Raw genomic sequence first — 15,737 nt, 5'->3', positions numbered from 1 at the left:
TCCGGAGTTAATGAGTGATGTATTAGGAGGGTAAGATGATTCAGGAAGAAAGAGACAAAGGGTTTGACATCTAAAAAGGGAAGATATTGAACAATAGTATTTAAATACTAAAGCACATAAGAGAAAGGAACAAACTTAATGACAAGACAAGAACTCATTCAAGAAATGATGTCTGTTAGACAATTGACCAGATATGAAGCTGATGCTGCTATATCACTGCTAGAAATACAACGGATAATCACTTTTACACCAGAAAATCAGCTAGCTTGTAATCTCAACTCATTTCAAATGGGGTATTAAATATGGCGTATGGAAGAAAAAGTTTAATCCAAGTCCAAGCGACAGAAATCCATTATCAATTACCTAAAGTTTTAGTTGGAACCAACTATTATAAAAAATTATGTGCGGAAGCAAAATTTCTCTACATGCTAATTAATAATCGTTTGAAATTATCTCTTCAAACAGCTAAAGAAACAGGAAATTTTGTAGATAAACACGGTGATGTCTATATTATTTATCCTAATAATGAACTGATGCAAGATACTGGTTATGGTAAGGATAAAATTATCAAATTAAAGAAAGAGTTAGTGAAATATAACTTACTTGTAAATCTCATCACTTACAATGGAATATTAAGCAATTATCAAAAATTTGTTCAAGACTCTATCATGACTATTGTCCTAATGTTCTCAAGTACCGTCGTAATGTTAGCCTGTCTAAAATTTCGGATGAGTCATTGCTAGTGTTACTTCTCTTACAGGCTGAATTAGGCATAAAATCCCAACGTCATTTCTAATGCATCTGCCAACTATTTCCTTGCGGAAGGTTACTAGAACGAAGTCGTTTTAATCGGCGAGCAAGACAATTGATCTGGTTAGTCCAAATCATCCTCCTTTATCCTATCATAGCATAAAAGCAGCTAGACAAGTCAGAAAAGTATTGTCTCAACATAGGAAGCAGTGATAACCAAAAAAGCACTAGGTTTCTGTCCAGCCATTCAGGACTCATTTTCCGATTTAGAAAAATGCTTTGACCTCCCCAATAAGCAGGCAGATAAGGTCAAGTTTAGTAAGTGACTATGCTAAAAAGTAGCCTTCGACAGTCTTTTATTGTGAAAATTAAAAAACAAGACTATAATAATACCGTAGAAATGACTTCCTTGTAAAGGGAAGATCAGTTGATTAAGGTGGTGCTATGCAAACAGGAAAGTTAAGAATTTATTTTGGCTATGCAGCAGGGGTTGGAAAAACTTATGCCATGCTTAACGAAGCTCAGAAAGCTAAAAAAGCTGGGGTAGATGTGTTAGCAGGTTATATCGAACCTCATAATCGACCGGAAACAATGGCTTTATTAGCTGGACTTGAGCAATTATCTCCTAAAAGCATAACGTATAAAGGCATTACCTTAAAGGAATTTGACATTGACGCTGCTCTAAAACGCCAACCACGCATTATCTTAGTGGATGAATTAGCCCATACGAACTGTTTTGGGTCGCGCAATAAAAAGAGATACCAAGATATTAGGGAACTGCTTTGCGCAGGGATTGATGTTTACACTACTGTAAATGTTCAACATATTGAGAGTTTAAATGATGTGATTGAAACCATTACAGGAATTCAAGTTAATGAGAGGATTCCAGATGCTGTTTTTAATCAGGCCGATCAGATTGAATTGGTGGATATTGAGCCCTTAGACTTACTTGAACGGCTGGATAAAGGGAAAATCTATGCTAAATCGCAAGCTAATCTGGCCAAACACCATTTTTTTACTGAAGAAAAGTTAATAGCTTTAAGAGAAATCGCTCTACGTAAGGCTGCCGATCAGATTAATCAAAGCGCTATCCGATCAGAAAAAGTCAAAGCCAGTCTTGTAACCAAGGAACATGTCTTGGTCTGTGTGTCACCGTCTCCCTACGCTTCACATGTCATCCGTGCCGCTTCAAGGCTAGCCAGTGCTTTTAATGCAGACTTTACAGCCTTATATATCGGCAGTTTAGATCGGGAATCTCCTAATCAGAAAGCTGATAACAAGTTACGTCAGCACTTGGAATTGGCAGAGCAGTTGGGTGCCAAAGTGTCAATTGTGGATGCTGACAATGTGTCCAAGCAGATTGTTGATTATGCCAAATTGAGCCATGTTTCCAAGTTGGTGGTCGGAAAAAGCAGTGACAAAACCATTTGGCCTAAAGAAAATATTGTGGAAGTACTTAGCCAGTCTGTTCCTGATTTGGATATCTTTGTGATTCCCAATGCCAGAGGAAAAAAAGAGCCTTACCATGATAAGTTTTCCTTTGTTTCTTGGATTCCTAAATGGCAATTTTCTTTCAGTGACTTGCTTAAAACACTGGCGATGCTGCTGCTAGTAACCCTAACGGGTCTTTTATTCCGTTACTGGAACTTCAGTGTTGATAATATTATTACCATCTATATTTTAGGGGTTCAGGTCAATGCCGTCTGGACAAAAGGAAAACTCTCCAGTGTGGTTTCTTCTATTTTATCCGTCCTTTGTTTTAATTATTTTTTCACAGAGCCCTACTATACCTTTGTAGCCTTTAGTCCTAATTATCCCATCACCTTTATCATCATGCTGATTGCTGGTTTAATCACTTCTAGTCTTATCAAACGGATTCAAGAACAGGCAAGATTATCTACTGAAAAATCTTACCGAACAGAACTCTTGTTACAAACCAATAAAGGCTTGTCTCAGGCAGACACTATTCCAGCTATTTTAGAAGAACTAGCCGTTCAAGTCAAAAAATTATTGGATCGTGATGTGGTGATTTATCCTGTAATAGCTGGCACTTTGGAGGATCCCAAGTATTTCTCCGCCAGTCAGTCTTTGCAGACCTTAACCGACTATGACCAGCTCAATGAGCGAGGAGTGGTTGAATGGGTTTTACATAATAATAAACGAGCCGGAGCAACAACAAATACCTTGTCGGCTGCCAAATTCCTGTATTTATCTGTCAGAGAAAAGGACCATGTTTTTGCTATTATTGGTATCCTAATGGATGACAAGGCGACCGTTGACCTATTTGAAAAATCTGTGATTCTAGCTGTTCTAGGAGAAGCCGCCCTGGCCTTAGAAAAAGAAAGATTACGTGAAGAACAACAAAAAATAGAACTTAAAATGCAAAAAGAACAGCTAAGGGCTAACTTGTTAAGGGCCATCTCACATGACTTGCGAACCCCACTGACAAGCATATCGGGTCAGGCAAGATTAATGATGGAAACGGGTGAGACCTTAGAGAAGCAGCAGCTGACAGAATTAGCCACCTATATCTACGATGACTCCATGTGGTTGATTAATCTGATTGAAAATTTATTGTCAATTACCAAATTGGATAATGACATGACCCTCTCGCTAAGCACCAATATTTTTGATGAGATGGTTGAGGAGGCTTTGAAACATGTCGATCGACACCTCAAGCACCATAACTTTATTTTGGACTTATCAGATGACTTATTAATGGCCAAAATGGATGGTCCCTTAATCGTGCAAGTGTTGATTAATATCATCAATAATGCTGTTAAATACACGCCTGAAGGGTCACGGATTACATTGACCAGTAAGCGAAAAGACCAGAATCTGGTGGTTGAGGTTTCTGACGATGGGCCTGGTATTAGCGACCAGGCAAAAGAAAAGATTTTTGACCTTTTTTACACGTCAGAAAATGCGTCAGCTGATGGTAAAAGAGGATTGGGAATAGGGTTATCCCTATGTAAGAGTATCATTACAGCACATGGAGGAACCATTTATGTTCATGACAACATCCCTAAAGGGGTTATCATTGGCTTTACGTTACCATTAGTGGGGGTGCCAGTATTACATGAAAAATGAAAACGTTAAGATTTTAATTTGTGAAGATGACCCTTCCATTAACAAACTCTTGTCCTTGACAATGGAAGTTGAGGGTTATCATTATGTGGCAGTACAGACAGGGAAGGCTGCCTTGCGTCAGATTGTTTCGCAACTCCCAGACCTATTATTATTGGACCTTGGTCTTCCAGACATGGATGGCAAAGACATTATTGACAAGGTTCGTGGCTTTTCGCAACTGCCTATTATTGTTGTTAGTGCCCGTGGGGAAGAAAATGATAAGATTGATGCCCTTGATGCTGGGGCAGATGATTATTTGACCAAACCCTTTAGTGCTGATGAACTTTTAGCTCGCCTAAGAGCCAACCTTAGGAGGGCAAAACAACATGACCAACAAGGTGACTATGGTTCTGAAACATCAGCCTTTAGCAATGGCTGGCTACATATTGATTTTTTATCCAATCGTGTGTTTGTTACTGACCAAGAAATTCACCTGACCCCGATTGAGTATAAGTTGCTTTGTCTGTTGTCAGAGAATGTCGATAGGGTCTTGACCTATCGCTTTATTGTCAAGGAAATTTGGGGCTATTATGAGGAAGACTTCTCAGCCCTGCGGGTTTTTGTGAATACGCTGCGCAAAAAAATTGAATTAGGGTCTGGTTACCCCAAAATGATTCAAACCCATATTGGCATTGGTTATCGTCTCGTCAAAATCGAAGATGGTGCCAATAAATAAGCTAAACAGAATGTCATTCACCTGATAGGTGATGCCTTTGCAGCTATTTAAAAAAGTCTGAGGACCTATTGCCTCAGGCTTTTTTAATGGGTCAATCTTTACATTATCTTTATCTGGCATACTTAATCTTTATACCACCTTTATTTCTTTAGTGCTAGAATAATCACATTGTTGAAGGAGGATATGATGCTAGTAGATGTCATAATGTTGTTTGTTTTGTTTCTGAGTTTTCTGTTGGTGCTTGGCTTTATTGCCTGGTGCGACAAACGGCTCAAAGGCGATTAGAAAGAGAGGGTGAGACCATGATAATATTAGGAATCATTTTTGGCTTCTTAATCAGTTATTTGTTTTATGCTCTGTTACACCCAGAGCGATTTTAGGAGGAAAGTGAGATGTTACAAATCATCTTTGTTTTAACAATAGCTTGTCTTCTCATATTACCAACAGGAAAGTACCTTTACCATATTGCCAGCCAGCAAAAAACCTTTGCAGATCCTATCATGGATCCTATTGATCGGGGCATTTATAGGTTGCTTGATGTGGACAAAAAAGGCATGACTTGGAAACAGTATGCTGTGGCTCTTGTTTTAACCAATGCTGTTATGGCCTTAGTGGCTTATGTGATTCTACGAACACAAGCTTTTCTCTTTTTGAACCCCAACCGTGTGGGTCCATTAGAGTCCAGCTTGAGTTTTAACACGGTCATCTCCTTTATCACCAATTCGAATTTACAAGATTACGTTGGTGAAAGGGATTTGTCTTTTCTTAGTCAGATGGTGGTCATTACTTTTATGATGTTTACCTCAGCTGCTTCGGGCTATGCTGCTGCTATGGCCTTTATCAGAGGAGTTTCAGGAAAATACCAAGACATGGGGAATTTCTATGTTGACTTTGTGCGTGTGATTACTCGGGTGTTGCTTCCCTTTTCTATCGTGGGAGCCTTGGTGCTTATTTCACAAGGGGTTCCTCAAACATTGGCAAAAGAGTTAGACGTGACCACCTTGGAGGGCAAGTTGCAAGGCATTGCAATGGGGCCAGTTGCCTCTCTTGAAATCATTAAACACTTGGGAACCAACGGTGGTGGTTTTTTTGCGGCGAATTCAGCAGCTCCCTTTGAAAACCCTAATGTGATCACCAATATTATAGAAATGCTGTCAATGATGTTGTTGCCGGGTGCAATGCTAGTGGCCTTTGGCTATATGGTTGCAGCGCAGAGAAAAGGATCCCATCCCCTTCCTCCCTTACAGAAAGCTTCTTCAAATCCCATGCCTATGCAACTAGGCAGACAAGCAAGACCGCTTTTGCTGGTTATGACTTTCTTATTTTTGGCGGGTTTAGCACTTATTGTGTGGTCAGAAAGTAAAGGCAATCCATTCTTACATCAGTTGGGCTTGAACCAATCAATGGGAAACATGGAGGGCAAGGAAGTTCGGTTCGGTATTCCCATGTCTGGCCTCTTTACAGAAATAACAACGGCTTTTACAACGGGTTCTGTGAATAACATGCACGATACTTTGACGCCTCTGAGTGGCGGAGTAGCTATGGTGAACATGATGCTCAATGTTATCTTTGGTGGTAAGGGTGTTGGCCTAATGAATATGATGCTGTACGTTTTGCTGACTGTTTTTATCTGTGGGTTGATGATTGGACGGACGCCTGTTTACCTAGGGAAAAAAATTGAAGGTAAGGAGATGACCTTAATTGCCTTAGGCATCGTGGTCCATCCTGTGATTATTCTAGGGTTTTCAGCCTTAGCAGTCTTATTACCAGCGGGGCTTAGCAGTGTCAGCAATCCAGGCTTTCATGGTTTATCACAAGTGATTTATCAGTTTACCTCAGCTTCTGCCAATAATGGATCAGGATTTGAAGGATTGAAAGACAATACTCCCTTCTGGAATGTGTCCACAGGATTAGCCATGTTTTTGGGACGCTATGTAACCTTGATTCTTCAGCTGGCAGTTGCTGGGTCGTTAATGACGAAGTCGCCTGTGAATGCTTCCCTTGGCTCTTTAAAAACAGAAACAGGGACCTTTACCCTTAGTTTAGGGATGGTAGTGCTGATAATATCAGCTTTGACTTTCTTACCAACTCTTGTACTAGGCCCTTTAGCTGAATTTTTAACACAATGAGGTTTATTATGATTTCAAGGAAAACGCATTTTTTAACGCAAGAGATATTGCGCAGTTCTCTCAAAGGGGCGGTCACAAAACTTCGTCCTAGCTATATGATTAAAAATCCAGTCATGTTTGTGGTCGAAGTTGGTTTTGTGCTGACCTTCTTTTTAGCGATTATCCCTGCTGGCGTTCAGCAGGTCAGCCAAAGCAGTCAATTATACAACAGTATAGTATCAGGAATTCTGCTCTTGACCTTACTATTTGCTAACTTTGCTGAATCCATTGCAGAAGGAAGAGGAAAAGCACAGGCCGAAAGTTTAAAAAAGACACAAGAACACATGACAGCCCGCCGACTTCATTTTGACCAGGCCAGCCAAACTTTTCATGAAGAAATGATTGAAGCGACTGACCTTCAAAAAGGGGATATCGTTCTGGTTAAGGCTGGTGAATTGATTCCTGGTGACGGCGAAGTGATTGAAGGGATTGCCTCTGTTGACGAATCGGCGATTACAGGAGAATCAGCTCCAGTGGTCAAAGAACCTGGTGGTGATTTTGCCTTCGTAACAGGAGGAACAACCCTTGCAAGTGACTGGCTCAAATTGAAAATGACCTCACGTGCTGGGGAGTCCTTTTTAGATAAAATGATTGCTTTGGTGGAGGGCGCTTCTCGGCAGAAAACCCCTAATGAAATTGCCTTGAATACCTTGCTAGTCAGCTTAACCATTATCTTCTTAATAGTCATTGGGAGCTTGTACCCAATTGCTAATGCTTTGCACATCAAGATTACAGTTACCACCCTTGTTGCCTTGACCGTGTGCTTAATTCCAACAACGATTGGAGGCCTCCTGTCAGCAATTGGCATCGCAGGCATGGATCGCGTCACACGATTCAATGTGATTGCCATGTCAGGAAAAGCAGTGGAATCTAGTGGGGACGTGGATACTATGATTTTGGACAAAACAGGGACCATTACCTTTGGAAATCGCATGGCAGCGCAGTTTGTTCCTGTTGCTGGTGTGAGCCAAAAGACCCTAATGACAGCAGCTACGCTCAGTTCTTTACAAGATGACACACCAGAAGGAAAATCCATTGTTACCCTTGCCAAAGAGCATGGGGAAATTATTCCTCCTATTTCAGCAGACATGACCTTTATTGATTTTACTGCCCAAACACGCATGAGTGGCCTTGACTTTACCAATGGGAGAATGATACGTAAGGGGGCCACAGACGCTATCAGCCATTATATTAAAGGAAAAGGTGGTGTGATCCCCAAAGATTTGAAGGCTATTAGTGAAGGGATCGCTTCAGCGGGAGGGACCCCTCTAGCAGTAGCTGATGGTCAGGTTATCTTAGGCGTGATTGATCTCAAAGATACTATCAAGCCTGGATTAGTTGAACGGTTTGCCCGCTTACGAGAAATGGGCATTAAAACCGTTATGTGTACCGGTGATAATCCTCTTACCGCAGCAACCATCGCTCAAGAGGCAGGCGTTGATAGCTTTATTGCTGAATGCAAGCCAGAAGACAAAATTGAAGCCATCAAAAAAGAGCAGCGCTTAGGAAAAGTGGTTGCCATGACAGGCGATGGCACTAATGATGCACCAGCCCTAGCTCAGGCAGACGTTGGGATTGCCATGAATTCTGGAACAAGTGCTGCCAAAGAAGCTGCTAACATGGTAGATTTAGACAGCGATCCAACCAAGATTCTTGATATTGTTGAAATTGGAAAGCAATTATTAATGACACGAGGAGCTTTAACCACCTTTTCAATTGCTAATGATATTGCCAAATACTTTGCCATTATTCCAGCGATTTTTATGGTGGCCATTCCACACATGCAAGCGCTAAATATCATGGCATTAGCAACACCTTCCAGCGCTATTTTATCAGCTTTGATTTTCAATGCCATCATTATTCCCCTTTTAATCCCAATTGCCATGAAGGGCGTTGCCTACAAGCCTCAACGGTCAGAAAAAGTCTTGGCCCATAATATGTTGATTTATGGTTTAGGCGGTGTCCTTATCCCATTTATTGGCATCAAAATCATTGATATGGGTATTGCCCCACTTTTGCACCTGCTGAGCTTATCCTAAGAAAACAGTTTAATACTAGAAGACATTCAGGAAAAGAACAGCTTAGGAATGGTCTATCTTTGCTTGCTAAAAGAGCTGGACTTTCCATAGGTTGCACATGAAAGGAATGAACAACAACCATGACAAAAATATGCAGTTACATCAAACGACCTGTCCGCTTAACGCTTTTATTTGGGGCGGTTTGTGGCATCATTTATCCTTTGCTGATTACGGGCTTGGGGCAATTTCTCTTTCCTTTCCAAGCCAATGGTAGCCAGATTAAGCAGCATGAGGAACCAATTGGAACAGCCTTAATCGGTCAAGAGTTTTCGTCAGCAGCTTTTCTGCATGGCAGACCATCTGCCATTCATTACAACACTTACTCTTGTGAGGAAGTAGCAAGTGGACAAAGGCCTGTGATTACCTCTGGCTCCCAGAATCTGGCTCCTAGTAATCCCAAACTAAAAGCACGGGTCCAACAGGAACTGGCACTTTTCCTAAAAGAAAACCCAACCGTTTCAGTGAAAGATATACCTGCTGACTTGGTAACAACATCGGGTTCAGGACTAGACCCAGAAATTAGTCCCGAAAGTGCCAAACTACAAATTCCTCGTATTGCCAGAAAAACAGGGATTAGTCCAGCTAGGCTAGAGAAAATCATTAACGCACATACAGCAACAAAGGTTTTGGGGTTCCTAGGCGAAGACCGGGTATCTGTTTTAGAAGTTAACCTGGCTATCAAGAAAGAACTAAACCAACACCCTTTTAAAAGACCTATCGCTGTGGTCGCAAGTGATGATTGACTGAAATGCGCAGTGATTAAAATGAAAAATAGACATGAAAAAGAGGTATTGATGATGCGATTCGTAAAAAAGACACAAATAGACCGAAAGTTTCTCGTTAACCAGACCAAGGCCTTACTTGTAAAGAAACAATATGATGACTGTTTTGAATTGCTAGCTGATGACATGAAAAAGAATCCTCATCTCCCTGAACCCCATAATCTGATGGGCATCTTACTGGAAGAAAAAGGTGACCACCTTTTAGCCATGAAACATTTTCGAGTGGCTTTGGACTTGGACCCAACCTACCTCCCTGCAGAATACAACCTAGAACATTATGGCTCATTTTCTCCCAGCGGCCACTGTGCCTACGACAAAAAGGATTGTCTCCATCATCACAGTAGCTTAGGAGTAGCTAACCACCTGTTTCTGCGTGACTAATCATGATAGTAAGTAAAATAGCTATTACTTTGATGACTAAAAGGGCTATAATTTGACTGTTATGATTGTCAATAACAGGAATGTAGTGTTCTCGAAAACACCAAAAAAGACTAACGATGGTATTTGGACTTGGTATAATAAAGTAGACACAAAATTAAGTGGAAACGAAGAAAAGTCATTATGCCAAGAAAAACCTTTGATAAAGCCTTCAAACTCTCTGCTGTAAAACTCATCTACGTTGACGTTAAAATTGTCTAAAATATAAAGTAACTTTTTGGAAGAGATATCAAGATTATTTTTGATAAAGCGGTAATAGGTTTGTCTTGTAAGATAATCACCGCAGACTTGTTTGATAGGAATATTTTTTGAATGCCTAATAAATTCAACAGTTTCACCCAAGTTCCATTGTTAAGCTTCCCTAATTAATGTAAAAAATACGTTGCCATTGTACATAATGCGTAACAAATTGTCTATTTAATACTGTATTCACTTCTGATGTAGTTAAAAGAATTAAAGGAGGCACCAGTTATGCGGTTATTATTATTGGGCTTCGTTTGGTAGTCTTTACAGAGCGATGACAGTCCTTAAGGCTTGATATGACTGTGTTTTTGAAAAAATATAGGTTTTAAGTTTCCTTAGACTTCCCTCAAAAGTCCACAAAAAGGTGAACAAAAAAAGACCTTTACAGGTCCTTTACAGTATGAGTTCAGCAGGCAAGAACTAGCGTAGTTTAGATACTGCGCTTTTAGTTTGCCCTATGGTTTATTATAGCATGATTAGTGTCACTGAGGAAAGTCACTAGCCTCTCAACCAGCCTTTAAAATTCCACCACTGGTCTTGGATGCTATCTCCCAAGCATTGGTACCAATTTTTGTTGGTTTCTTCTTTGATAGCTCCTTTGAACAATTCCTCCGCATATTGTTGTTCTTCGCCTTCTCGTTCATTATAACCATTTTATCTTGCAATTTTTTGAATTTAAGCTATAATGATAAAAAAGCGAGAAAGGAAAATCCATGATGAATAACCATAGCTTTATGACAAAATGGCAAAGCTGGCATAGATAAAGTTGTGTTTATGGATTTGGCATAGATACGACTTTTAGAGCACTTCTAAAAAGCTATCTATGCGCTGATAATAGAAGGATTGCGGCGCTAGTAAGATAACTTACTGAGTGCTTTTTCTTTTGATAAAATAGAGAAAAGAGTAGGAGATAGAATGTGAAAAGTAAACCTTTAATAGCCAGTTTGATTATCATTGTGACCATGGTTTTGGCTTCTCTGTTTTTGGATAAGGGCAACCGACCAAGTTCGTTTAAAAATAAAAGCCTGATTAAGGTGGGCATTTTGCAACTGGTAACGCATGAAGCATTGAATCAAATTGAAAAAGGGATCCAAGATGAGTTACAAAGGCAGCCTATTTCTGGAAAAAGAATTGAGGTCACGCTCATGAATGCCGAAGGGGATCAGAGCAAGATTCAAACCATGAGTCATCAGCTGGTTACCAAGGGAAGTGATATCCTGGTTGGTATTGCGACACCTGCTGCTCAAGGATTGGCAGCTGCTACCAAAGAGATACCAGTTATAATGTCTGCCGTTACGGATCCAGTAGGTGCCAAATTAGTCAAAGACCTGAGTAAACCAGAGGCCAATGTGACAGGTTTATCCAATCGTGTGCCACTAAAGCAAACAGTCTCTCTAATGAAACGATTGACGCCAGAAGTCAAAAATATTGCTGTTTTATATGCTAGTAATGAAGACAACTCCCTGTCACAGGTGAAGGATTTTACCCATTATGCTAGATCAGAAGGGTATCAGGTCTTTCCCTATGCCGTTCCCTCAACCAATGAAGTGCCCTCTACGATGTCAATTATAAGCGGAAAAGTTGACGCTATCTTTTTACCGCAAGATAATACCATTGCTTCTGCTTTTTCGGCTGTGATTAGCGCTAGCAATGCTGCGAAACTCCCGGTTTACTCTAGCGTGGATACCATGGTAGAGGCAGGCAGTCTTGCCTCAGTGTCACAAAATCAATACCAACTAGGAGTAGAGACGGCAAAACAAATCAAGGCACTAGTGGCGGGTAAGAAGGTTAGTCAGGTTCCGGTCAAAATTGTGGATAATGGAAAAGCAGTCATCAACCAAAAAGTTGCTGATCGTTTGGGGATAACAATTCCTGAAAGCTTGGCAAAGACAGCAGATATTCTTGATAAAAAATAGGAGGCACCAATGATTATTTCATCTGTTTCACAGGGGTTATTATGGGGGATTTTAGGCTTAGGTATCTATCTTACCTTTAGGATCTTAAACTTTCCCGATATGACCACTGAGGGCTCTTTTCCCTTAGGTGGTGCAGTAACAGTAACCGCCATGAATATGGGAATGAACCCTTTTTTAGCCACTTTGTTGGGAATGGTGGCTGGTGGACTAGCGGGCTTGATAACTGGTCTTTTATATACGAAAGGTAACATTCCGACCATTTTAGCAGGAATCTTGGTCATGACTTCTTGTAACTCAATCATGTTAATGGTGATGGGGCGAGCTAACTTAGGACTTCAAGATATTAAGAGAATTCAAGATTATTTGCCATTTGCAGCAAATCTTAACCAATTACTCATGGGATTCTTAGCCGTTTCTGTTATTATTTTCCTCTTGATTTATTTTCTCTATACGGATTTAGGTCAAGCTTATATCGCGACAGGTGATAACCGTGATATGGCTAAAAGCTTTGGAATTCATACAGATCGCATGGAATTAATGGGCTTAGTTGTCTCAAATGCTTTAATTGGTTTATCAGGAGCACTTGTCAGTCAGCAAGACGGCTATGCTGATGTTTCTAAGGGGATAGGGGTTATTGTTATTGGTCTTGCTAGTATCATTATCGGAGAAGTGTTATACTCTATTAACCTGACGCTCTTGGAGCGTTTGATTGCTATCCTAGTTGGTTCTGTCCTTTATCAATTTCTTATCTCAACCGTGATTGCTTTAGGGTTTAATACCAATTATTTGAAACTTTTCAGTGCACTTGTGCTAGCTCTTTGTTTGACCATGCCTGTGCTGCGTAAGCGATTTTTTAAAGGGGTGACCTTATCACGATGAAAAAAATTATTGAATTAATTGACGCTTCCTTAACTGTTAACAATGGTTTTGACGATGTTAAAACTATTCTTGATCAGGTCAATCTCACCATTTATGAGCATGATTTCATCACTATTTTAGGGGGAAATGGTGCGGGTAAGTCAACTCTGTTTAATGTGATTGCAGGGACCCTCTTTTTAAGCAAGGGGCAAATCAAAATCTTAGGACATGATGTGACGCGCATGGGGGCTGAACGCCGAGCAAATTATTTAGCACGGGTTTTCCAGGATCCCAAAATGGGTACGGCACCCAGAATGACTGTAGCAGAGAATCTCTTAATTGCCGAGAAACGTGGCGACAAACGGCGATTGATAAAACGTTCTTTACAGACCAGAAGTAGCCATTTCTTGGAACTACTAGCTAAAACAGGTAATGGCTTAGAAAATCACCTAGAGACGCCTACGGGCTTACTTTCAGGAGGTCAGCGTCAGGCACTCAGTTTACTCATGGCCACTCTCAAACGTCCAGATTTGCTACTCTTAGATGAACACACAGCTGCCCTAGACCCCAAAACCAGTCGAGCCTTGATGGACTTGACCAATACCTTTGTCCGTGAGGATCGGCTAACGGCACTGATGATTACCCATCATATGGAAGATGCCTTGACTTATGGGAATCGGCTAATCGTCATGAAAGACGGTAAAATCATTAAGGATTTGGCTCAAAAAGCTAAAGCAGAACTCAGTATCGCCGATTATTATCAGCTTTTTGAATAAGACATAAAGAGAAGTCTTGATTTTTTCAAGGCTTTTTTTGAGAATAGTTGGCACTTCTGAGGTAGGAGATGGCAAAAAAAGGTGAAAATGTGGTATACTATTATGGAGTGTAGCAAAGCTACAAAACAGTAATTCGACTTACCATGTAAGGACCGTTTGTAATAAATAATCTTAAAGGAGTATCATGAGTGATATAAAAATTATCGCCTTGGGAGGAGTTCGTGAATATGGAAAGAACTTCTACTTGGTAGAAATAAATGATTCGATTTTTATCTTAGATGCTGGTTTAAAATACCCAGAGAACGAGCAATTAGGAGTAGATCTTGTTATCCCTAATTTGGATTACCTTATTGAAAACAAAGATAAGGTACAAGGTGTATTCCTAAGCCACGGCCATGCCGACGCTATTGGGGCCTTGCCTTACCTGTTAGCAGAAGTTCCTGTGCCTGTTTTTGGCTCTGAGTTAACCATTGAATTAGCTAAACTATTTGTCAAAAGCAATAATGCGACTAAGAAATTTAACAATTTCCACATTGTCGATAGTGAAACCGAGATTGAATTCCGAGATGGCTTGGTTTCTTTCTTTAGCACTACCCATTCAATCCCAGAAACTCTGGGTATGGTTATCGGTACAGACCGTGGAAACATTGTCTATACAGGTGATTTTAAATTTGACCAGGCTGCACGTGAAGGTTACCAAACGGACCTAGCTCGTTTGGCCGAGATTGGTAAAGAGGGTGTTCTTGCTTTACTATCAGCATCTGCCAATGCCACTTCGGTTGTGCAAACAGCCAGTGAAACTGAAGTTGGTGATGAGATGAACCAGGTCATAGGCGACGCAGAAGGTCGTGTGATTATTGCGGCAGTCGCTTCAAATTTAGTCCGGATCCAGCAGGTTTTTGACTCAGCAGCAGCTTCGGGCAGACGCGTGGTTTTGACTGGTAGTGATGTAGAAAATGTTGTGCGCACGGCTATCCGTCTGAAAAAATTAAGGCTGACTGACGAAAAATTGTTAATCAAGCCAAAAGAAATGTCTCAATATGAAGACCAGGAATTAATTATTCTTGAAGCGGGCCGAATGGGTGAGCCTATTGTGTCCTTGCAAAAAATGGCAATAGGCCGTCATCGTTTTGCAAATATCAAAAAAGGTGACCTGGTCTACATCGTAACGACACCAAATGTTGCCAAAGAGGCTATGGTTGCGCGTGTTGAAAATCTTATTTATAAAGCAGGCGGGTCAGTCAAGCTGATTACCCAAAATCTATGCGTTTCAGGCCATGCTAATGGCCGTGATTTGCAGTTAATGCTTAACTTAATCAAGCCCAAGTATCTGTTCCCGATTCAGGGTGAATACCGTGATTTAGCAGCCCATGCTGAGTTAGCTGAGGAGATAGGCCTTTTCCCAGAAAATATCTACATTGTTAAACGTGGTGATATTATGGTCCTCAATCAAGAAGGCTTCCTGCATGAAGGTGCGATTCCCGCTAGTGACGTCATGATTGACGGGAATGCTATCGGAGATGTTGGCAATATCGTTCTTCGTGACCGCAAAGTCTTATCAGAAGATGGGATCTTTATCGTTGTCATCACTGTTAATAAGCGTGAAAAGAAAATTATTTCAAAAGCTAAGGTCAATACACGTGGCTTTGTTTACGTCAAAAAGAGCCGTGATATCTTGCGAGAAAGTGCAGAATTAGTCAACACCACAGTTGGCAATTACTTGCAACAAGACAATTTTGATTGGGGAGAACTTAAGGGCTCTGTCCGTGACGAACTGTCGAAATTCTTATTTGAACAAACCAAACGTCGTCCAGCTATTCTTCCAGTAGTCATGGAGGTCCGTTAAGCTACAAATAAGGGAGACTAGTTAGCATAGGATTAGTAACCCTTTGACAATTGATGAGTGAGATAGTCAGCTTATAT

The 15,737-nt window shown here is 40.6% G+C and carries 13 protein-coding genes and 2 pseudogenes; 14 read left to right on the top strand and 1 reads right to left on the bottom strand.

The window, feature by feature from the left end; all coding sequences use genetic code 11:
* The first annotated feature begins 138 nt into the window (after nucleotides 1-138).
* The 10 genes and pseudogenes from STRPS_RS10710 (at nucleotide 139) to STRPS_RS09780 (ending at nucleotide 9,964) form a co-directional block, all read left to right on the top strand.
* Complete coding sequence (locus STRPS_RS10710; protein WP_000198163.1) at nucleotides 139-300, top strand: hypothetical protein; 162 nt, start codon at nucleotides 139-141, stop codon at nucleotides 298-300.
* 2 nt (nucleotides 301-302) lie between these two features.
* Nucleotides 303-743, top strand: coding sequence for a replication initiator protein A (locus STRPS_RS09810; RefSeq protein WP_007893208.1), 441 nt, complete (start codon nucleotides 303-305; stop codon nucleotides 741-743).
* Nucleotides 632-889, top strand: a pseudogene (locus STRPS_RS10515) (IS982 family transposase); the annotation flags it as partial. The gene STRPS_RS09810 and the pseudogene STRPS_RS10515, both read left to right, overlap by 112 nt.
* 305 nt (nucleotides 890-1,194) lie before the next feature.
* The gene (locus STRPS_RS09805; protein ID WP_007893298.1) at nucleotides 1,195-3,840 is read left to right on the top strand and encodes a sensor histidine kinase; all 2,646 of its coding nucleotides are present in this window, start codon (nucleotides 1,195-1,197) and stop codon (nucleotides 3,838-3,840) included.
* The gene (locus tag STRPS_RS09800; protein ID WP_007893028.1) at nucleotides 3,830-4,555 is read left to right on the top strand and encodes a response regulator transcription factor; all 726 of its coding nucleotides are present in this window, start codon (nucleotides 3,830-3,832) and stop codon (nucleotides 4,553-4,555) included. Before STRPS_RS09805 ends, STRPS_RS09800 begins: the two co-directional genes overlap by 11 nt.
* Nucleotides 4,556-4,857: 302 nt before the next feature.
* The gene (gene kdpF, locus STRPS_RS10965; protein ID WP_007896418.1) at nucleotides 4,858-4,935 is read left to right on the top strand and encodes a K(+)-transporting ATPase subunit F; all 78 of its coding nucleotides are present in this window, start codon (nucleotides 4,858-4,860) and stop codon (nucleotides 4,933-4,935) included.
* 12 nt (nucleotides 4,936-4,947) lie between these two features.
* On the top strand, nucleotides 4,948-6,684 hold the full coding sequence (locus tag STRPS_RS09795; protein WP_007893148.1) for a potassium-transporting ATPase subunit KdpA: 1,737 nt from the start codon (nucleotides 4,948-4,950) through the stop codon (nucleotides 6,682-6,684).
* 8 nt (nucleotides 6,685-6,692) lie between these two features.
* On the top strand, nucleotides 6,693-8,762 hold the full coding sequence (gene kdpB / locus STRPS_RS09790; protein ID WP_007893144.1) for a potassium-transporting ATPase subunit KdpB: 2,070 nt from the start codon (nucleotides 6,693-6,695) through the stop codon (nucleotides 8,760-8,762).
* 119 nt (nucleotides 8,763-8,881) lie between these two features.
* Nucleotides 8,882-9,544, top strand: coding sequence for a potassium-transporting ATPase subunit KdpC (gene kdpC, locus STRPS_RS09785; protein ID WP_007893303.1), 663 nt, complete (start codon nucleotides 8,882-8,884; stop codon nucleotides 9,542-9,544).
* Between the two features lie 21 nt (nucleotides 9,545-9,565).
* Nucleotides 9,566-9,964, top strand: a complete 399-nt coding sequence (locus STRPS_RS09780) for a hypothetical protein (protein ID WP_234944389.1) — start codon at nucleotides 9,566-9,568, stop codon at nucleotides 9,962-9,964.
* A 225-nt stretch (nucleotides 9,965-10,189) separates the two neighbouring features.
* Here the strand turns inward: STRPS_RS09780 and STRPS_RS10765 are convergent.
* Nucleotides 10,190-10,363: pseudogene (locus STRPS_RS10765) on the bottom strand (helix-turn-helix domain-containing protein); the annotation flags it as partial.
* Nucleotides 10,364-11,181: 818 nt separating this feature from the next.
* Between STRPS_RS10765 and trpX the strand changes: the two are divergent.
* The 4 genes from trpX to STRPS_RS09755 all read left to right on the top strand — a co-directional run bounded on the left by trpX (nucleotide 11,182) and on the right by STRPS_RS09755 (nucleotide 15,660).
* Nucleotides 11,182-12,180 carry a tryptophan ABC transporter substrate-binding protein gene (gene trpX, locus STRPS_RS09770; protein WP_007893159.1) on the top strand — a complete coding sequence of 333 codons (999 nt, stop codon included), beginning with the start codon at nucleotides 11,182-11,184 and terminating at the stop codon, nucleotides 12,178-12,180.
* A 9-nt stretch (nucleotides 12,181-12,189) separates the two neighbouring features.
* Complete coding sequence (locus tag STRPS_RS09765) at nucleotides 12,190-13,059, top strand: ABC transporter permease (RefSeq protein WP_007893166.1); 870 nt, start codon at nucleotides 12,190-12,192, stop codon at nucleotides 13,057-13,059.
* Nucleotides 13,056-13,814 (top strand): ABC transporter ATP-binding protein, encoded by a 759-nt coding sequence (locus tag STRPS_RS09760; RefSeq protein ID WP_007893310.1) that lies wholly within the window; start codon nucleotides 13,056-13,058, stop codon nucleotides 13,812-13,814. The genes STRPS_RS09765 and STRPS_RS09760 overlap by 4 nt, the downstream gene beginning before the upstream one ends.
* Before the next feature lie 184 nt (nucleotides 13,815-13,998).
* Nucleotides 13,999-15,660, top strand: coding sequence for a ribonuclease J (locus STRPS_RS09755; RefSeq protein WP_007893212.1), 1,662 nt, complete (start codon nucleotides 13,999-14,001; stop codon nucleotides 15,658-15,660).
* Nucleotides 15,661-15,737 lie beyond the last annotated feature (77 nt).

This window comes from Streptococcus pseudoporcinus LQ 940-04, assembly GCF_000188035.1.
Lineage (GTDB): Bacteria > Bacillota > Bacilli > Lactobacillales > Streptococcaceae > Streptococcus > Streptococcus pseudoporcinus.
This window is presented reverse-complemented; position numbering and strand designations above follow the sequence as displayed.

What these genes read in the sequence shown, in the direction of transcription:
- STRPS_RS10710 (WP_000198163.1), top strand. Translation starts at nt 139, where the DNA reads ATGACAAGACAAGAACTCATTCAAGAAATGATGTCTGTTAGACAATTG.
- STRPS_RS09810 (WP_007893208.1), top strand. Translation starts at nt 303, where the DNA reads ATGGCGTATGGAAGAAAAAGTTTAATCCAAGTCCAAGCGACAGAAATC.
- STRPS_RS09805 (WP_007893298.1), top strand. Translation starts at nt 1,195, where the DNA reads ATGCAAACAGGAAAGTTAAGAATTTATTTTGGCTATGCAGCAGGGGTT.
- STRPS_RS09800 (WP_007893028.1), top strand. Translation starts at nt 3,830, where the DNA reads ATGAAAAATGAAAACGTTAAGATTTTAATTTGTGAAGATGACCCTTCC.
- kdpF (WP_007896418.1), top strand. Translation starts at nt 4,858, where the DNA reads ATGATAATATTAGGAATCATTTTTGGCTTCTTAATCAGTTATTTGTTT.
- STRPS_RS09795 (WP_007893148.1), top strand. Translation starts at nt 4,948, where the DNA reads ATGTTACAAATCATCTTTGTTTTAACAATAGCTTGTCTTCTCATATTA.
- kdpB (WP_007893144.1), top strand. Translation starts at nt 6,693, where the DNA reads ATGATTTCAAGGAAAACGCATTTTTTAACGCAAGAGATATTGCGCAGT.
- kdpC (WP_007893303.1), top strand. Translation starts at nt 8,882, where the DNA reads ATGACAAAAATATGCAGTTACATCAAACGACCTGTCCGCTTAACGCTT.
- STRPS_RS09780 (WP_234944389.1), top strand. Translation starts at nt 9,566, where the DNA reads ATGAAAAATAGACATGAAAAAGAGGTATTGATGATGCGATTCGTAAAA.
- STRPS_RS09765 (WP_007893166.1), top strand. Translation starts at nt 12,190, where the DNA reads ATGATTATTTCATCTGTTTCACAGGGGTTATTATGGGGGATTTTAGGC.
- STRPS_RS09760 (WP_007893310.1), top strand. Translation starts at nt 13,056, where the DNA reads ATGAAAAAAATTATTGAATTAATTGACGCTTCCTTAACTGTTAACAAT.
- STRPS_RS09755 (WP_007893212.1), top strand. Translation starts at nt 13,999, where the DNA reads ATGAGTGATATAAAAATTATCGCCTTGGGAGGAGTTCGTGAATATGGA.